The organism is Rhodococcus sp. HNM0563 (assembly GCF_012726195.1).
GTDB lineage: Bacteria > Actinomycetota > Actinomycetes > Mycobacteriales > Mycobacteriaceae > Rhodococcus.
Window position 1 is genome coordinate 62,567 of sequence record NZ_JAASAF010000007.1, and the last position, 17,417, is coordinate 79,983.

Below are 17,417 nucleotides of genomic sequence, written 5' to 3' on the forward strand. Positions count from 1 at the left end.
GGAGCAATGGATACCGCTGTCCAGAAGGCCGCCGATCGTCTGCTCGAGGTGTATCGCACCGGTGAGCCGATCGACCCGCTCACTCCCGAGCATCCCGACGCGACCCTCGAGCTCGCATATCGCATCCAGCAGAGGCAGGTCGAGCAGTGGGTGCTCGCCGGGGATATCGTCAAGGGCCACAAAGTGGGTTTGGCCTCCCGTGCGATCCAACGTCAGATGGGAGTCGATCAACCCGACTTCGGTCACCTCACCCAGAGCATGTTCCACCTCGAACATCACCCGATTCCTGAGGGGACGTTCCTGCAGCCGCGAATCGAGCCGGAGGTGGCATTCGTTCTCGGCAGGCCACTGACAGGGCCCGGCGTCACAGTGGCGGAGGCTGCCCGCGCCGTCGATTTCGTGCTCCCTGCGCTCGAGATCGTCGACTCCCGGATTCGGGACTGGAAGATCGGGATCTTCGACACGATCGCGGACAACGCATCGTCGGGTGGAGTGATCCTGGGTAGCCGACCCGTCGCACTCGACTCACTGGATCTGCGGCTGGCCGGATGCAACCTGCACATCGACGGCGAACTTGTCGCAACGGGAGCGGGCGGCGCCGTCCTCGGCTCGCCGCTCAACGCTCTGGTGTGGTTGGCCAACACCGTCGGACCTCTGGGCGTGACACTCGAACCCGGCCACATAGTGCTGCCGGGTTCGATGACCGCGGCACATGCGGTCTCGCCGGGGGATTCAGTGGTGGCGACGATCAATGGACTCGGCAGCGTCACCGCCGTGCTCGGGAAGGACGAGAAGTGAGCGGACAAGGCTGGAGCGCGGCTCGGATAGCGGACCAACTGTTGCGGGCGGAAAGCACCGTGACGGCCCAGGCATCGATTCTGGCCGAATGGGACGGACTCGACCTCGAAACGGCCTACGAGGCACAGGATATCGCATTGCGTATTCGCGTCGCCCGGGGTGAGACGATCACCGGTGTGAAGCTGGGTGTCACGTCGAAGGCAAAACAGCAGCAGGTCGGGGTCGATTCCCCGTCGACGGCGTGGCTGACCGACGCGATGATCCTTCCGATCGGAGAGCCCGTTCCGCTGGGGAGAATGATCCACACGCGTGCCGAACCGGAAATCGCGTTCGTGATGGGACGTCGTCTGGAAGGTCCAGGGGTGTCCGCGGCGACGGCGTTGGCGGCAGTGGATCACGTGGTCGGAGCGATCGAACTCATCGACAGCCGCTATTCCGGCTACAAGTTCTCGATGATGGACGCCGTCGCAGACAACAATTCGTCCGGACTGTACGTGACCGGTCCGATCGCAGTGCGTCCGGAGTCGCTGGATCTGGGGCTGGAGGCGTGCCTACTCGAGGTCGACGGCGAGGTCGTCGACTCGGCGACGGGCGCTGCGGTCCATGGTCATCCGGCCGAAGCACTTGCGTTCGCCGCGAATACGCTCGCAGAGCGTGGATTGGCGATCGAACCGGGTTGGGTCGTGCTCACCGGCGGGATGACCGACGCGGTCCCGGTGCGTCCCGGCGTGGGGATCGCGGCGCACTTCACCAGTCTCGGAACCGTGACAGTGACGGGAGTCGAATGATGCCGTTCATCGATGTGACGATCTCGGAGGGGCGGTCACCCGACCAGCTCAGGGCCCTGATCCACGAACTGACGGTTGCGGCGCAGCGTGCCCTGGACGCCCCACTGGCCAATATCCGGGTGGTGCTGCGGGAAACGCCGCTGACACATTTCGCGGCGGGCGACGTGACGATCGCCGAACGACATGCGGCGAAGTAGGCCGGATCCGAGTATGCCGAATATCGAGTGCTCAACGGATGCGCGCATTCCGTCATCGTGCCAGTGTCCGTTCCGATGTGTCCCACGGCGATAGACAGGGTATTCCATGACTTTCGAACCGGAGTGACCAGTATGACGACGACAGACCAGCAGGTGCCGACGATCGGCGAGCCGAAGTCCGCTCCTGAGCGACTCGCGGATCGGATGTACCACGACCTACTGTCTCCGCCGGAGGTGCAGGAGATCCGCTCCAAGGTGAGGCGGTCTGCCACGCGGGCGATCGCTCCGATCGCGGCGCGTATTGCCGGCGGAGACGAGCGCGTGGACGGTTTCCCTCGGGATGCATTCGAAGCGATGGGCCGCGACGGACTTTTTCGCATCCCCTTCGCTGCCGACGTCGGCGGTGACGATCTGACGTACCGCGCTACGGCAACGGCTGTCGCCGTCGAGGAGCTGGCCTACCATTCGAACAGCGTGGCAGCGATTTTCGACGTCCACTGCATCCTCGCGGGCACTGCTCTCGATCAAGGCGACGAATCGCAGCGCCGTCGGTGGTTGCGCCCGATCGTTGCGGGTGAGCTCGTCGGATCGTTCGCGACGAGCGAACCGGGGGCCTCGAGCGACCTCTCGCCCGTCGCGGTGCAGACGGTTGCGGTGGCGGACGGCGACGAGTGGATACTCACAGGGCGGAAGCGATGGATCACCAACTCGGTGGTCGCGGGGGTCGTGGTGGTCCTGGCACGTACCGGGGACAATTTGACCACGTTCATCGTGCCGACGAACACTCCTGGAGTGGCGATCGGTACCGCCGACCGTAAACTGGGCAACCGTGGACAGATCACCGCAGACGTGATTCTCGACGGCGTGCGGCTCGGGCCGGACGCGGTACTGGGTGAGGTCGGCGGCGGACTGCGTATTGCACTGCAGACGCTCACCTACGGCCGGATCGGCATCGGAGCCGCTGGTGTCGGGATGGCGCAGGCAGCGTTCGATCGCACTGTCGCGCACCTGAAATCACGGCGCGCGTTCGGTGGGTCGCTGGCGTCCAAACAGCATTGGCAGTTCCTTATGGCCGACTATGCGACCGATCTCGACGTTGCGCGCACTCTGTATCTGAAGGCGGCCCTGAGGCTCGATGCGGGGGAGCGGTTCCCTGAGCCGGAGGCAGCGATGGCGAAGTTGCGTGGAACCGATCTCGCGGCCCGGATCGCACGTGATGCGGTACAGGCATTCGGTGGGCTCGGTTTCGTGCGTGAGTTGGGTGCGGACGGCACCGAGGGACCGGTGGAGGCGATCTATCGGGACAGTAAGATTGGAGAAATCTACGAGGGCGCCAACGAGATCCAGCGTTGGGTGCTGGCTCGGCAGATCTTCGGACGTGACCACACGGGATAGGTCAGGTGTGCCGTGTCGGCCGACCGGAAGTGTCTCCGGTCGGCCTACGCGACTGTCATGGTTGTGCGTCCGGTCGAGCGACTGCTCCGGAATGTGGTTTCGACTGAGCGGCTGTGCCGTGGCGACGGAACTGAGCCGGACTTGCGCCGAATCGGCGTCGGAAGGCACGGCTGAAGTGGGACACGTCTCGAAATCCGACGTGCTCACTGATTTCCGCCACTGTGAGATCGGTTGTCAGTAGCCGAGTCCGGGCCCGGTCGAGACGCAGTCCGTAGAGCCACGTCCGCGGTGTCGTTCCGGCTGTGCTGAACAGCTTGTGGATGTACCGCACAGACATTCCCAATTCGGCGCTGATCTCGGTAGTCGTGTGGTCCGGGTCGTGCAGATACCGTTCCATCATCCGCTGCACACTCTGAAGGTCCTGATAGTGCACGCGCTGTGTGGAGTTCGACGTAGGTGCCGCATCTCCGATCGTGGTCACGAGCAGATCGAGCGCCGATTCGGCGACCGACGCGGCCGACCGCGTCGACAGCGGGTCGGAGGTGGTTGCCAGTTCGACGAGAAGCCGTGACACGATGCGACCCATGCCCGCCCGGCCGGAGAATCCTGCACCGGTGACGTCGTGCATGGTGTGCGGGGGCAAGCGCGCGTCCAGTAGTTCGCGTGGGGCGCGCACTACGACCTGCTCGAATTCGGTCACACCGTCGACGACGAACGGGGCCGTTGCGTCGAGGATCGCGAACGCACCTTGCTCGAGTACAGCCTCCCGCCCGTTCTGCAGAAGTGCCACGGAACCGCGGGTTATCAGGCACAGGAGGTAGTCGTCGTTCGGGTCCGATGCGATCATCGCAGGTGTCCGTACGACGGTATGGGGATCGGCTTTCACGAGGCTCATCGTCAACTCGCCGTACGGGCGCACTGCGAGTTCGGCTTCGAATGGACTCATCCCGTCGCGCCAGTCGACATCCATCTCGCAGTACGTTGCGTCGAGCGTATCTGCCCAGAGCACACGCCGCTCTGTCGATGCGAGTTCATGTGTGCTCAGCACTATTTGCCGGCCGGTGGCGTCGGTGCAAACGGAGTCATCTATCGGTGCACTGTCGGTCATGTCCATACCTACCTCCACCTTCTAGTGTTCCAGATCACAGGAGTTCGAGCGACGGGCATCCCGCACACCATCGCCGCCCATGCGCTCACTTCCACGGATATTGCACACCTACGAATCCTGATGAGCCCGAAGGAGACGAGACCATGACGGTAAGCGCTACCCGCTGGATCGAAGCGATCACGATGGAGGAACTGAACCGTGACCCGAATCCGATCTACGAGCGACTGAGGCGTGAGGCGCCGGTCGCCTTCGTCCCGGCCGTCGGCATGCATGTTGTCGCCACCCGCGAATTGTGCCTGCAGATTACCCAGGATTCGGAGGCCTGGTCCACAGTGATCGCGCCTTCAGGGGGGCGGACATTCGGTAAGGGGACGGTGCTCGACTCGAACGGTGAGACGCACCGGAAGCTACGCGAATGGATCGATCCCCAACTGCGCCCTACCGCTGTCGACTCCTATATTGAGGCGTTGGTCCGGCCCGGCGCACGCACGATCCTCGAAGCGATCGAGGAGATCGGTGCCGTCGACATCCAGGAAGCCTATTTCGCGCCGGTCAGCGTACGCGCGGTCGGCGACCTTATGGGCTTGACGACGGTGCCCTCGAAAACCTTGGTGCGGTGGTTCCAGACATTGGCCAAGTCCTACGGCAACGCGGAAGTCGACGAGAACGGCCAGTTCGTCCACCATGAACCGTTCGAGGCCGGCGACGAAATCAAGAACGAGATCATCGCGACCGTCGACCCTCTGCTCGACCACTGGACCGTGTATCCGGATCACACGCTCATCTCGCACTGGCTGCATGACGGGATGCCTGACGGGCAGACCAGAGATCGAGCGGAGATCTACCCGAACATTTACGTGTTCCTGCTCGGGGCGCTGCAGGAGCCGGGTCATGTCATGACTACGACCCTGGCCGGACTCCTCGAAAATCCCGATCAGTTGGAACGGGTCATCGACGACCCGACGCTGATTCCCCGGGCGATCAACGAGGGCGCACGCTGGGTTGCACCGATCTGGAGTGCTGCGGTCAAGGTCGCCAACCGGGACGTCGAGCTGGCCGGTGTCGATCTGCCTGCCGGAACGGCTGTGATGCTTGCATACGGTTCGGCCAACCGCGATACATCCGCGTGGGACGACCCGGACGTGTTCGACGTCGATCGGCCGATGATGCCCCATCTGACCTTCGGATCGGGTGCGCACGCCTGCGCCGGAACCTATCTCGGATCTGCGGTCGTGCGGATTGCACTCGAGGAGCTGTTCGAGACCATTCCGAACATCGAACCCGACCCGGAACACACGCCGACGTTCTGGGGATGGACCTTCCGCGGACCTCAGAGCCTCCACATCAAGTGGGAGGTGTGAACGATGGACCACACCATCACTATTTCCGGTCGTGACGCCACATTCCCGGCCGGCTCTGGGCAGTCGGTGCTCGAAGCGGCGCTCCGGGCGAATCAGTGGCTTCCCCACGCATGCTCGCAGGGAACCTGTGGTACATGCAAGATCCGGGTTGTCTGCGGTGAGGTCGAGTACGGCACTGCCGACGAATCGATCCTGTCGCAGGCGGATCGACAGGCCGGGTTGGCGCTGGCCTGCCAGTCGAGTCCACGCACCGATGTCACGGTGGCGCCGCTCGATGAAGGAGCGCCGGACGGCCCCGTTCATATGCTCCGAGATCATCGCGGCACTGTGGTGGAGCTGTCCGAAATTGCCTGCCGCACGAGACGTCTGGTGATCGAACTCGATGATCCGATGGAGTTCTCGGCCGGCCAGTACGCTGAGCTGATCGTGCCGGGACGCGGGATCGCACGGCAGTATTCGATGGCCAACCCGCCGTCCGAGTCCACACGTCTCGAGTTTCATATTCGGCTCACAGAAGGTGGGTTGGCCACAGAGCGATGGATCTTCGCGTCTCTGGCCGAAGGGGACCGGGTGGATCTGCGGGGTCCGTTCGGGAGGTTCGTAATACAAGACACGTACCCCGAACCTGCCATCCTGATCGGCGGAGGAACCGGGCTTGCACCCTTGAAATCGATGGTGCGGCACGCGTTGAGCAACGATCTTCTGCCTGAGATCCACCTGTTCCACGGTGGTAGGCGCGAGACGGACCTCTACGACGTGGAGTATTTTCGGGCACTTGAAGTGGCCGATTGCCGATTCCACTATCACCCGGTGCTCAGCGAGGAGAAATGGGATGGGGCGACCGGGATGGTCACCGGCGCCGTCGTCGACAATTTCGCCAGCTGTAAAGGCTACCGCGGGTATCTGTGTGGGCCGCCGGCAATGATCACCGCCGCAGTCAAGGCTCTCAAGCGGCGACGGATGGCGCCGAGGCTGATCTTCCGTGAAGCATTCACCACGCAGCAGGATGTCGTGTCCGTCCCGGTGTGATGGGATTCTCGAGTACTGTGCGGCGTCCCCGAGCAGCTTCGGCGGTCGGGGACGCCGTATCTAACTCTCCGACATGGAAAGGCTCCGGTATCGGCCGGGGCTGGTGCCGTAGGCGGCTCGGAATGTTCTGCTGAAGTGTGAGACATCTCGGAATCCGGATGCGATGCTCACCTCTGCAACGGTGAACGCGGTGGTCAGCAGGTATCTGCGTGCTCGTTCGAGACGAGTGCGGTAGAGCCACGCGCGCGGTGTCGTCCCCGCATCGCTGAAGAGCTTCTGGATCTGACGCACCGATATGTTCGCCTCGGCCGCGACGTCGCTCAGCGTGAGTTCGGGATCATGGAGACGTTCCTCGACGATCTGCTGAACCCGCGCAAGATCGCGGGAATGATGCAAGTCGACGGATCTGGTCGTGTCCGCAGCCCCGGACAGGGCCGTGACCAGCATGTCCAACGTTGATGTGGACAGTGCTGTTGCGGGACCGTCGGGAACCTCCTGATCCAGTGTGGAGAGCTCGACGAGAAACCGGCCGACGAGTTTACCGGCGCCCGAGGTGCCCGGGATCGTTCGAGCGGTCAGGTGCTCGACAACGCGTTCGGGAAGCCGACTTGTCAATAGCTCCCGGGGAATCCTCACAACCGCCTGACGGAAGTCGGTCGGCGCGTCGAAGTCGAACGGAACCGACAGGTCCAGGAGCGCGAGTGCCCCCTGGTCGAGGCGGGTGGTACGACCGTGTTGTGTCACGGCCACGCTTCCCTCGGTGACCACGCACACGAGGAATCCGTCGACGCTGTCGGAGCGGATCATCGCCGGTGAGCGGACCACGGTGTGCAATCCGGCGTGGATGCTGCTGACGTGCAGACCTCCGAACGGATGACCGCCCCACTCTCCATCGAACGGTGTGCGTTCGGGCCACGCGACATCCATCTCGCAGTACAGCGTGTCGAGCGTATCGGCCCACCTGTTGCGTCCCTCGGTGGTGTCGAGTTCGCGCGTATCGAGTGATACGACTGTCGATTTCGTGTAGTTGCGCGTGGAGTCATCGTTATGTTCGCGCTCAGTCATGTTGCCCTGCACCTCCACCTTCTAGTGTTCGATATCACAGGATCCACGCGTGTCCGGCGATGGAGACAACGGTGCGCAGCAGCCGAACTCGAACAGACCGAAGGGATCCCGGTCGAGAACCGACAACAGGAGTGATCACCCATGACGATTCAAGCACCCCTCGACGCAGTCGCCGCAACACCCAACGACGTGCGGCCGATGACGGGGTCGGAATACATCGAGTCGTTGAAGGACGGCCGCGAGGTCTACTTCCGCGGTGAGCGTGTCGACGACGTCACCACACACCCGGCCTTCCGGAACTCGGTGCGATCGATCGCGCGTATGTACGATGCGCTGCACGAACCGGCGTCCGCCGGGATCCTCACCGTTCCCACCGACACCGGCAACGGCGGCTTCACGCACCCGTTTTTCAAGACCTCGAAGTCGGCGGACGATCTGCTGCTGGCCAGGGACGCGATCGCAACATGGCAGCGTGAAGTCTACGGCTGGATGGGCCGCTCGCCCGACTACAAGGCTTCGTTCCTGGGGACGCTCGGTGCAAACGCCGACTTCTACGGCGACTACAAGCAGAACGCACTCGACTGGTACAAGAAGTCCCAGGAAAGGGTGCTGTACCTCAACCACGCCATCGTGAACCCGCCGATCGATCGTGACAAGCCTGCCGACGAGACCGCCGACATCTGCGTCCACGTCGAGGAGGAAACCGATGCCGGATTGATCGTCTCCGGGGCAAAGGTCGTGGCGACCGGCTCCGCGATCACGAACGCCAACTTCATCGCCCACTACGGACTTCCTCTGCGGAAGAAAGAGTTCGGGCTGATCTTCACCGTTCCGATGGATTCTCCCGGGCTGAAGTTGTTCTGCCGGACCTCGTACGAGATGAATGCTGCCGTGATGGGCAGCCCGTTCGACAATCCGTTGTCGAGCCGCTTCGACGAGAACGACGCGATCATGGTGTTCGACCGTGTCCTCGTGCCATGGGAGAACGTCTTCGCGTACGACACCGATACCACCAACGGATTCGTGATGAAGTCGGGCTTCATGGCGCGGTTCATGTTCCACGGATGTGCCCGCCTCGCGGTGAAGCTCGATTTCATCGCCGGCTGTGTGCTGAAGGCTGTGGAAATGACCGGTACCAACGGGTTCCGAGGTGTACAGATGCAGATCGGTGAGATCCTCAATTGGCGGGACATGTTCTGGGGACTGTCTGATGCCATGGCGAAGACGCCCGACCAGTGGGTGAACGGGGCCGTACAACCGAACCTGAATTACGGTCTTGCCTACCGCACATTCATGGGAGTGGGCTACCCGCGGATCAAGGAGATCATCCAGCAGACCCTGGGCAGCAGCCTGATCTACCTGAACTCTCATTCGAGCGACTGGGCGAACCCGGACATCCGGCCGTACCTCGACCAGTACGTGCGCGGATCCAACGGCATCGCCGCAATCGACAGGGTGCAGCTGCTCAAACTGCTGTGGGATGCCGTCGGTACCGAGTTCGGAGGCCGGCACGAACTGTACGAACGCAACTACGGCGGTGACCACGAGGCCGTGCGCTTCCAGACTCTGTTCGCCTATCAGGCACAGGGGTTGGATACGCAGCTCAAGGGATTTGCGGAACAGTGCATGTCCGAGTACGGCGTCGACGGCTGGAAGCGCCCCGATCTGATCAACAACGACGATCTGAAGATCATCCGGAGCTGAGCGGTACGACGGAGGAGGAGCACAATGACGACCGATGGAACAGTCGACACCGAACTCGACGTCACACCGTTGCATATGCGGAAGGCCCTCGGGCGGTTCGTCAGTGGCGTTACCATCGTGACCACGGCGGAGCGTGAGGACGAGTCGGCGGTGCACGGAATGACCGCGAACGCATTCACGTCGGTGTCTCTCGACCCGCCGCTGGTACTCGTGTCGATTGCCAACCGGGCCAAGATGAACGAACGCATCACCGAGACAGGCCGCTACGGGGTATCCATTCTGGCCGGCGACCAGGAGCCCTTGTCGCTGCACTTTGCGGGAGCCGCCAGCGAACCCGATCTTGTCCGCTTCGTGTGGCGAAAAGGTGTGCCGTTGCTCGAAGGCGCGTTGGTTCACCTTGCATGCACCGTGGTCGATTCGCATCCGGCGGGAGATCACACCTTGCATGTGGGGAGGGTCGAAGAGCTCCGTTACGACGATGGGCATCCGCTGGTCTTCTACACCGGTAGTTTCCGTTCGCTCGAATTGGTTCGTGACGACCCGTGGGGGTTCTGAGACAAGCACAGCAGTGCAGCGGCCGCGACGAATGTCGCGGCCGCTTCGGTGTTTTCCATCCGTTGTCGAAGTTACCGGGCCGCACGGGTCGCGATCTCGTCCGCGCGGAGTGTTGCAGCGGAGGTTCCTGCTATGGACCAATTCTCCGGATCGACCTCGATGATCCGACCACGGACCGGTTCCTTCGTCGATCCCAGGATCTCGACGATCAGGTTCGTGAATCGGGCAGCGAGTTCCTGCCGCTGCTCGACGGGACGTCCGGCGAGGACAACGGCGGTGAAATAGGGTGCCGCAACACCACCGTCAGAGACGATGGTGCCGGCTGTAGCGACGTCCTCGGGTGAATATCGGACGATGAACATCCGTACCCGATCCATCGGAGCGCCGAGAACCTCCGCATATGCGCGGCTTGCCTCGATCAGCAGACGGCGATGCTGGTCTGACGTGTATACACCATCGACGAGGTGGAAATGGGCTACCGGCATGAAAACTCCTCGAGTGGTCGACTGTTCGAACTAGTGGATTCCGCGCTGGGTACCGGCGTCGACGTTGAGTACGCTCCCGTGGAGGACTCCGGCTTCCGGAGCAAGCAACGTTTCGAGCACCCACCCGAGTTCGTCCAGTGTCGGGAGTCTGCCGAGTGTTGTCCTGGCGCGGTAGCGACTCCAGATCTCCTCCGGATCGCGCCCGGTTTCGGCCGCTTCGGCGTCGACGAATCTGTGCAGCCGCGGTGTATCGACCGGGCCCGGGGCGATCGTGTGAGTGGTGATGCCTTTCGGGCCGTAGAGGGCGCTGAGCTGCCGCATGAGGTTGAAGACTGCCGCGTTGACGGTACCGGGCCCGGCATCGAGCGGACCCGGCTCGAGTCCGAGCGAACCTGCGACAGTGACGAATCGCGACCCCGGGACGAGATGACCGCGGACCGCGTGCAGTAGCCGTACGAGCCCTCCGACCTTGATGTTCGCCCCGATCGCAAGGTCGCTCGGCGCGATCGTGTCGGCAGATCCGCGAACGGGCAGCCCGGCAGCGAAGACGGCCATGCGCACCGGAGTATCGAGCTGTGCGGCGATCGCCTCGATCGCACTGTCGTCGGCGATATCGGCTACGCAGGGTATGACCAGCGCGTTTCCGGATGCGAGTTCATCCAATTCGGTGTGGTTGCGAGCGACTGCGACCACACGAAGCCCTTGGCGGGTCAACCTGCGTGTGAACTCGCGTCCCATCGCGCCTGTGGCGCCCACGACCACACACGATGTGGGGCTGGTGTCCATGGAGTGCTCCTCTGTGAGACAACGACGCGGCCGACGCGGTGTCTTCGCGTCGGCCGCGCAGGTGCGGTCGATTCGGTCAGTGGCGCAGGCGCATCGTTACTGCCCGCGGCTCGGTGAAGAAGTCGCGCGAGTACTGGCCACCCTCGCGGCCGAGCCCACTGCTGCCCTCACCGCCGAACGGCAGTCGAAGGTCGCGTTCGAAGAACGTGTTGATCCACACCGTGCCGGCCTTCCATCGAGCAGCCATCCGGTGGGCTCGGTCGAGGTTCTGAGTGAACAGCATTCCCGCGAGCCCGTATGGAGAGTCGTTGGTGATGCGAAGTGCCTCGTCCTCGGTGTCGAACCCGAGGACGGTCTCGACGGGCCCGAAGATTTCTTCCCGTGCGGTGCGGGACTCGTTGGTCAAGCCCGTGATGACTGTCGGCGGGTAGTAGAAGCCCGCGGCGTGATCTGCACCGGTCAGGCGCGCTCCACCGGTGATGATCTTGCCGCCTTCTTCTTGCGCGAGCTCGACGTAGCTGTGGACCTTCTCGAGGTGCCGCTGCTCGATGAGTGGCCCGATGAAGTTCGACGGGTCCTTCGGGTCGCCGACAGTGAGCTTGCTCGCCTCCTCGGTGAAACGAGCGAGGAACTCGTCCATGATGCTGTTCTGAACGAGCAGCCGCGACCCGGACAGACATACCTGTCCGTTGCCCGCGAAGATCGCCCGGATCGACATGGGTACCGCCACATCGAGATCGGCGTCGTCGAAGATGATGTTCGCTGATTTACCGCCCATCTCCGCCGACACCGGCGTGTGGTTGGGGGCAGCGGACTGCAGGATCTTCACCCCGGTGGCGCTGGAGCCGGTGAAGGTGATCCGGTCGACCCGCGGGTCGGAGGTCAGTGGCCCGGCGACGGCCTCGCCCCCGAAACCGTGCACCACGTTGAGGACACCTTCGGGCAGGCCTGCCTCGAGCGCGAGCTCGGCGAAACGATGCGCGGTCAGCGGCGTCTGAGGTGCTGGCTTGAGGACAGTCGTGTTTCCGAAGGCCAGGGCCGGCGCTATCTTCCAGGTGGCCAGCATGAGCGGCGCGTTCCACGGGCTGATCGCCGACACTACTCCGGCAGGTGGATACAGCACATAGGAGAACAGGTCGCCATCCGGGTAGGCCTCGTTGGCTGCCAATGAGACATAGTCGGCGAAGAACCGCAAATTATGGGCAACACGGGGTATTTCGGCGTGCAGCGACTGGTTGATTCCTTTGCCGCCGTCCCGGGTTTCGAGGAGGGCGAGTTCGTCGCGGTGCTCGTCGACCTTGTCGGCGACCGCATGCAGGATCTTCGCCCGTTCCTTCGGGGACATCTGCGGCCAGGGACCTTCGTCGAACGCGGTGCGAGCCGAGGTGATCGCTGCTCTGCCATCGTCGGCGGTGCCTTTCGGGACGAGCCCGAGGAGCGAGCCATCGTGCGGGTCACGCGTTTCGAAGGTCGCGCCGTCCGAGGCTTGCTTCCATTCGCCGCCGATGAGGTGGCGGACTTCGCCGACCTGCGCTGGTCTCTGTGTCTGAGTCATCTCGGGATCTCCTGGTGGGTGTCAGACTCCGGCTTGCGCCGGAACCTCGTAGGTGCGTCCCGCGAGTTCGGAGGCCACATCGATGATCATGTCCTCCTGGCCGCCGATGACGCCCCGGCGGCCGAGCTCGAGCAGGATCTCGCCAGTGGAGACGCCGAACTTCTTCGCGGCGCGTTTGGTGGGGTGGAAGAACGTCGAGTACACCCCGGCGTAGCCGAGAACGAGGGCGGTCTCGTCCACGATCTGCGGATCCTTCATCAAAGGGGCGACAACATGCTCGGCGGTGTCGATGAGGGGGAACAGATCGACGCCGGTATCCCATCCTGCGCGTTCGAACGCGGCAGCGAGGACTTCGGTTTGGGCGTTGCCCGCGCTGGCGCCGAGGCCGCGCAGCGAGCCGTCGATGAACGTGGCGCCGTTCTCGGCGGCGGTGAGCGCGTTGGCGATGCCCACGCCGAGGTTGTTGTGGGCGTGAAATCCGATGTCTGCGGAGATTGCCTGTCGCAGGGCAGCGACCCGGTCGCCGGCGTGCTGGGGCACCATCGCTCCGGCCGAGTCGACGACGTAGACGACGTCCGCGCCGTAGGAGTCGAGTTTCGCGGCCTGCTCGGCGAGCGGTTCGGGTTCGAGTTTGTGGCTCATCATCAGGAACGTCATCACGTTCAGGCCCTTGTCCTTGGACCATTCGATGGGTTGTTGACCGCAGTCGGCCTCGGTGCAGTGCACCGCGACCCGCACGGTCTTGATTCCGGCGTCGATGGCCTTCTGCAGTTCCGGGAGAGTGGCGATGCCGGGGACGTAGAGCGCGGCGATGTCGGCGTTGTCCACTGCGTCGACCGCAGCCCGTACGTATTCGGGGTCGGTCGCGGCAGCGAAGCCGTACTGGATGGACGAGGCCCCGAGGCCGATCCCGTGGGCCACCTCGATGGTGGGAATACCGGCCTTGTCGAGCCCGCGGGCGATGTCCGCGACATTGCTCGGTGTGAATTGATGCGAAACGGACGACATGCCGTCGCGCAGGGTGGTGTCGACGAGCGTGACCTTGCGCCTAGCGTCGGTGTTGTCGGTGTTCACTGGGCTGCTCCCTGGATGAGGTTCTGCTGTGCCATGACGTCGGCGACCTGCACGGCGGCTGCGGTGATGATGTCGAGGTTTCCGGCGTAGGTGGGCAGGAAGTCGCCTGCTCCGACAACCTCGAGCATGACGGTGACGAGATCGCCTTCGACGTCGACGAAGCGCAATGAATAGCCGGGGACATACTGCTGGACCTTGGCGACCATGTCGATCACGGCGCGTTCGATTGCGTCGGCGTCGGGGTTGCGGACCTTGGCGTAGACGGTGTCGCGCATGTTCATGGGCGGTTCGGCCGGGTTGATCACCGAGATGGCCTTGGCGTGGTCGGCGCCAGCTACCTGCGCGAGGGCCTTGCTGGTCTTCTCGCTGAATTCGCTGAGGTTCTGGCGGGTGCCGGGGCCGGCGCTGTGGGAGGCGATGGCGGCGACGATCTCGCCATAGGAGGCGTCGGCGGCCTCGTTGATGGCGTAGAGGATGGGGATGGTGGCCTGGCCGGCGCAGCTGACCATGTTCACGTTGGGGGCGTCGAGGTGCGCGTCGAGGTTGACTGCGGGGACGACGTAGGGGCCGATCGAGGCGGGGGTGAGGTCGACGGCGGTGATGCCGGCCTCCGCGTAACGGGGTGCCGCTGCAGCGTGAATTTTTGCGGAGGTGGCTTCGAAGACGATGTCGGGTAGCTCAGGTTGGGCGAGGAGCCAGTCGACGCCTTCGGCGGACGCCTCGAGTCCTTCTTTCCGGGCGCGGACGAGGCCTTCACTGGCGGGATCGATACCGACCATCCAGACCGGCTCGACGTGCGGGGACCTCAGCAACTTGTACATCAGGTCGGTTCCGATGTTTCCGGAACCGACGATCGCAGCTTTCAATCGACTCATCTTGTGCCTTCTTCCCTGAGCGCGAGGTGATGAGCTCGAAGCTAGGGACTATAAGCAGCCAGAAGGCCCCGAATCCGGTTGGTACGGACGTGCGCGGTGCGAATCCGAGTGGTGTTCGGCTATCCGGAACAGCGGCGCCGGGGGCAATCACTTCATCGCAAGCTCGTGACATCGACCACAACCGGTGCAGATCTGCCCGGCCCGCGGAGATCAGGAGTAATCATGACCGACCCGAACGCCCGCTTCGACATCGCGCACCTTGCCCGTGCAGAGCTGTTCACCCCGAAGCCGCAGGAGACCCTGGACTTCTTTACGAAGTTCCTCGGCATGTACGTCACACACCGTGAGGGACAGTCCGTCTACCTCCGTGGTTACGAGGACCCCTACCAGTGGAGCCTCAAGGTCACCGAGGCCGCCGAGTCCGGTATGGGCCACGCCGCGCTGCGGGCCAGCTCACCCGATGCGCTCGAACGCCGCGTCGCGTCGCTGAAGCAGGGAAATATCGACGGCAAGTGGACCGAGGACCAATACGGCTACGGCAAGACCTTCGAGTTCCAGTCGCCCGACGGCCACAACCTGCAGTTGCTGTGGGAAGTGGAGAAGTACAAGGCTCCGGACGAACTGCGAAGCAAGATTCTCTCGCGCCCCTCGAAGAAGCCGCTGTCGGGAATTCCGGTCAAGCGGATCGATCACCTCAACCTCATGGCCTCGGACGTGACAGCGATCAAGGATTCGTTCGAACGGCACCTCGGGTTCCGCACCACCGAGCGCGTGGTGGACGGCAACGTCGAGATCGGGGCGTGGATGAGTTCGAACCTGCTCGGCCATGAGGTCGCGTGCATGCGCGACATGACCGGTGGACACGGCAAGCTGCACCATCTGGCCTTCTACTACGGCACCGGGCAGCACCTCGCCGATGCGGTGGAAATGTTTCGCGACTACGACATCCGAATCGAGGCCGGACCGGACAAGCACGGCATCACCCAAGGGCAGTTCCTCTATGTGTTCGAACCCGGTGGCAACCGCATCGAACTGTTCGGCGAGGCGGGATATCTTCATCTGGATCCGGATGCGGATACCAAGACCTGGCAGATGTCCGACATCGATACCGGACTGGCGGTCGGTGGCGCGAAGCTGCCGTGGGAGACCTACTTCACCTACGGCACGCCGAGCCCCCTCGAACTGGATCATCACATCGAGAAGTTTTCCCACTTCGGGCCGGGCACACCGGTTGAGGATCCTGATGTGATCGCGGCAGAACAGGCGATTCCGGACGACATCGACCGCTCGCGCGCGGTCGCGGGGTCTCCGCTCTGATCGATCCGCCCCCGAATGCGTACATCTTGACGGTTTCGATCGCCGCCGCAAGGTGTACGCATTCGCGCTGTCGACTCTCGGTTTCCAACCGAGTCGGCCCAATTTGCCCGGTGTTTCATCGGCCGGCAGCACTGTCAACGTTCTGGCGAAGGGAATCGAATGAGAATCGGAACACGTCTCGGGCTTGCAGGGGTCATTTCTGGCGCGCTCTGTCTGACGCTAGCCGCATGCAGTACGTCCGAACCTGCCTCGCAGGACGGGGCCGTATCGGGCCGAACATCCTCGCCACCGGCTGAGCTGGCCTCTGCTGCAGGTGCTGACCAAGCGGACATCGAAGTTGTGCTTCTGGGTACCGGAAGTCCCGTTCCGAGCGTCGAGAGGTTCGGTAATTCGACCTTGGTCCGGGCAAATGGGCTCAACCTCGTTTTCGACGCAGGCCGTGGTGCCTCGATCCGTTTGAATCAGCTGGGCGTCCCGATCGGCACAATCGACGGAGTGTTCCTCACCCATTTCCATTCTGACCACGTCAATGGGCTCGCTGACCTGTGGCTCACCGGCTATATTCCGGCGCTGGGCGGTCGTGAAGGTTCATTCCACCTATATGGTCCTCCAGGCGTCAGCCAGATCAGCGATGGCCTTCTGCTCACGCACCAGAACGATATCGATGTCCGTGTCGCGGACGAGAATTTGCTTCGCGATACCGCGGCCATCACCCCCCATGAGTTCGACGACGAAGGCGTCATCTTTGATAGGGATGATGTGCGTGTGACGATGTTCGAGGTCGAACACGATGCGGCCGGCGCAATAGATCCGGCAGTGGGTTACCGGATCGACTACGGCGAGAGTTCGGTTCTGATCAGCGGAGATACCCGACCGACTCCGAATATACTGAAGTACGGTGAGGACGTCGACCTGCTCATCCACGAGGTTGCAGACTTCGTCGATCCGTCACTTCCCGCTCTGCAGAATGTGTATTCGCATCACACCAACCCCCAGCAGGCTGGTGAGATTTTTGCTCGTACGCGACCGGCGATGGCTGCGTACTCCCACATCGTGCACGGGGCACCGCCTCGGATCCCGGATCTGCCAATCGAAGTGATTGTCGAGCGCACCCGCGAAACATACGACGGTCCATTGACTGTGGGCGAAGACCTGATGGCATTTTATATTTCTGATCGAGACGTTCGGGTCGAATCACACACGGGGTAACCGTCAGGGTGCCGTAGTTGTTGACTTCCAGGTCTGTGAACTGCGGTTTCATGCACACAGGACCAGGTCGACAGCGCGATGAGGGTCGGCGGCCAATCGCCGGCACGCCCGGGCGA

17 protein-coding genes are annotated in these 17,417 nt (G+C 63.1%); 10 read left to right on the forward strand and 7 right to left on the reverse strand.

Annotated features, from left to right (window positions below):
- The first annotated feature begins 6 nt into the window (after positions 1-6).
- From HCA61_RS17245 to HCA61_RS17260, 4 genes are all read left to right on the forward strand, one after another.
- Complete coding sequence (locus tag HCA61_RS17245) at positions 7-798, forward strand: 2-keto-4-pentenoate hydratase (protein ID WP_169689424.1); 792 nt, start codon at positions 7-9, stop codon at positions 796-798.
- Positions 795-1,586 carry a fumarylacetoacetate hydrolase family protein gene (locus tag HCA61_RS17250; protein WP_169689425.1) on the forward strand — a complete coding sequence of 264 codons (792 nt, stop codon included), beginning with the start codon at positions 795-797 and terminating at the stop codon, positions 1,584-1,586. The genes HCA61_RS17245 and HCA61_RS17250 overlap by 4 nt, the downstream gene beginning before the upstream one ends.
- Entirely contained in the window at positions 1,586-1,783 is a 198-nt protein-coding gene (locus HCA61_RS17255; protein WP_169689643.1) for a tautomerase family protein, read from the forward strand. Before HCA61_RS17250 ends, HCA61_RS17255 begins: the two co-directional genes overlap by 1 nt.
- A gap of 132 nt (positions 1,784-1,915) precedes the next feature.
- Positions 1,916-3,178, forward strand: a complete 1,263-nt coding sequence (locus HCA61_RS17260; RefSeq protein WP_169689426.1) for an acyl-CoA dehydrogenase family protein — start codon at positions 1,916-1,918, stop codon at positions 3,176-3,178.
- 55 nt (positions 3,179-3,233) lie between these two features.
- Here the strand turns inward: HCA61_RS17260 and HCA61_RS17265 are convergent, their stop codons facing one another.
- Positions 3,234-4,286 carry a helix-turn-helix domain-containing protein gene (locus HCA61_RS17265; RefSeq protein ID WP_169689427.1) on the reverse strand — a complete coding sequence of 351 codons (1,053 nt, stop codon included), beginning with the start codon at positions 4,284-4,286 and terminating at the stop codon, positions 3,234-3,236.
- A 143-nt stretch (positions 4,287-4,429) separates the two neighbouring features.
- Here HCA61_RS17265 and HCA61_RS17270 point away from each other — a divergent pair, with 143 nt between their 5' ends.
- Positions 4,430-5,647, forward strand: a complete 1,218-nt coding sequence (locus HCA61_RS17270) for a cytochrome P450 (protein ID WP_169689428.1) — start codon at positions 4,430-4,432, stop codon at positions 5,645-5,647.
- A 3-nt stretch (positions 5,648-5,650) separates the two neighbouring features.
- Positions 5,651-6,676 (forward strand): 2Fe-2S iron-sulfur cluster-binding protein, encoded by a 1,026-nt coding sequence (locus tag HCA61_RS17275; RefSeq protein WP_169689429.1) that lies wholly within the window; start codon positions 5,651-5,653, stop codon positions 6,674-6,676.
- A gap of 60 nt (positions 6,677-6,736) precedes the next feature.
- Here the strand turns inward: HCA61_RS17275 and HCA61_RS17280 are convergent, their stop codons facing one another.
- A complete protein-coding gene (locus tag HCA61_RS17280) occupies positions 6,737-7,741 on the reverse strand; it encodes an AraC family transcriptional regulator (RefSeq protein WP_169689430.1) in 1,005 nt (334 codons plus the stop codon).
- A 141-nt stretch (positions 7,742-7,882) separates the two neighbouring features.
- Between HCA61_RS17280 and HCA61_RS17285 the strand changes: the two genes are divergently transcribed.
- Together HCA61_RS17285 and nphA are read left to right on the forward strand one after the other, a co-directional pair.
- Positions 7,883-9,445, forward strand: a complete 1,563-nt coding sequence (locus HCA61_RS17285) for a 4-hydroxyphenylacetate 3-hydroxylase N-terminal domain-containing protein (protein WP_169689431.1) — start codon at positions 7,883-7,885, stop codon at positions 9,443-9,445.
- Positions 9,446-9,469: 24 nt separating this feature from the next.
- Positions 9,470-10,000 (forward strand): NADH-dependent flavin reductase, encoded by a 531-nt coding sequence (gene nphA / locus HCA61_RS17290; protein ID WP_169689432.1) that lies wholly within the window; start codon positions 9,470-9,472, stop codon positions 9,998-10,000.
- Positions 10,001-10,071: 71 nt separating this feature from the next.
- Here the strand turns inward: nphA and HCA61_RS17295 are convergent, their stop codons facing one another.
- The 5 genes from HCA61_RS17295 to HCA61_RS17315 all read right to left on the reverse strand — a co-directional run bounded on the left by HCA61_RS17295 (position 10,072) and on the right by HCA61_RS17315 (position 14,775).
- Positions 10,072-10,485 carry a tautomerase family protein gene (locus tag HCA61_RS17295; protein WP_169689433.1) on the reverse strand — a complete coding sequence of 138 codons (414 nt, stop codon included), beginning with the start codon at positions 10,483-10,485 and terminating at the stop codon, positions 10,072-10,074.
- A 30-nt stretch (positions 10,486-10,515) separates the two neighbouring features.
- Positions 10,516-11,271, reverse strand: coding sequence for an SDR family oxidoreductase (locus HCA61_RS17300; protein ID WP_169689434.1), 756 nt, complete (start codon positions 11,269-11,271; stop codon positions 10,516-10,518).
- A gap of 76 nt (positions 11,272-11,347) precedes the next feature.
- Complete coding sequence (locus tag HCA61_RS17305) at positions 11,348-12,826, reverse strand: aldehyde dehydrogenase (RefSeq protein ID WP_169689435.1); 1,479 nt, start codon at positions 12,824-12,826, stop codon at positions 11,348-11,350.
- Positions 12,827-12,847: 21 nt separating this feature from the next.
- Entirely contained in the window at positions 12,848-13,900 is a 1,053-nt protein-coding gene (dmpG, locus tag HCA61_RS17310; protein ID WP_169689436.1) for a 4-hydroxy-2-oxovalerate aldolase, read from the reverse strand.
- Positions 13,897-14,775 (reverse strand): acetaldehyde dehydrogenase (acetylating), encoded by an 879-nt coding sequence (locus tag HCA61_RS17315; RefSeq protein ID WP_169689437.1) that lies wholly within the window; start codon positions 14,773-14,775, stop codon positions 13,897-13,899. The genes dmpG and HCA61_RS17315 overlap by 4 nt, the downstream gene beginning before the upstream one ends.
- Positions 14,776-14,997: 222 nt before the next feature.
- Here HCA61_RS17315 and HCA61_RS17320 point away from each other — a divergent pair, with 222 nt between their 5' ends.
- Together HCA61_RS17320 and HCA61_RS17325 are read left to right on the forward strand one after the other, a co-directional pair.
- Positions 14,998-16,092: a VOC family protein gene (locus HCA61_RS17320; RefSeq protein ID WP_169689438.1), complete on the forward strand. Its 1,095-nt coding sequence runs from the start codon at positions 14,998-15,000 to the stop codon at positions 16,090-16,092.
- Positions 16,093-16,251: 159 nt separating this feature from the next.
- A complete protein-coding gene (locus HCA61_RS17325; protein ID WP_169689439.1) occupies positions 16,252-17,301 on the forward strand; it encodes an MBL fold metallo-hydrolase in 1,050 nt (349 codons plus the stop codon).
- Positions 17,302-17,417: the final 116 nt, after the last annotated feature.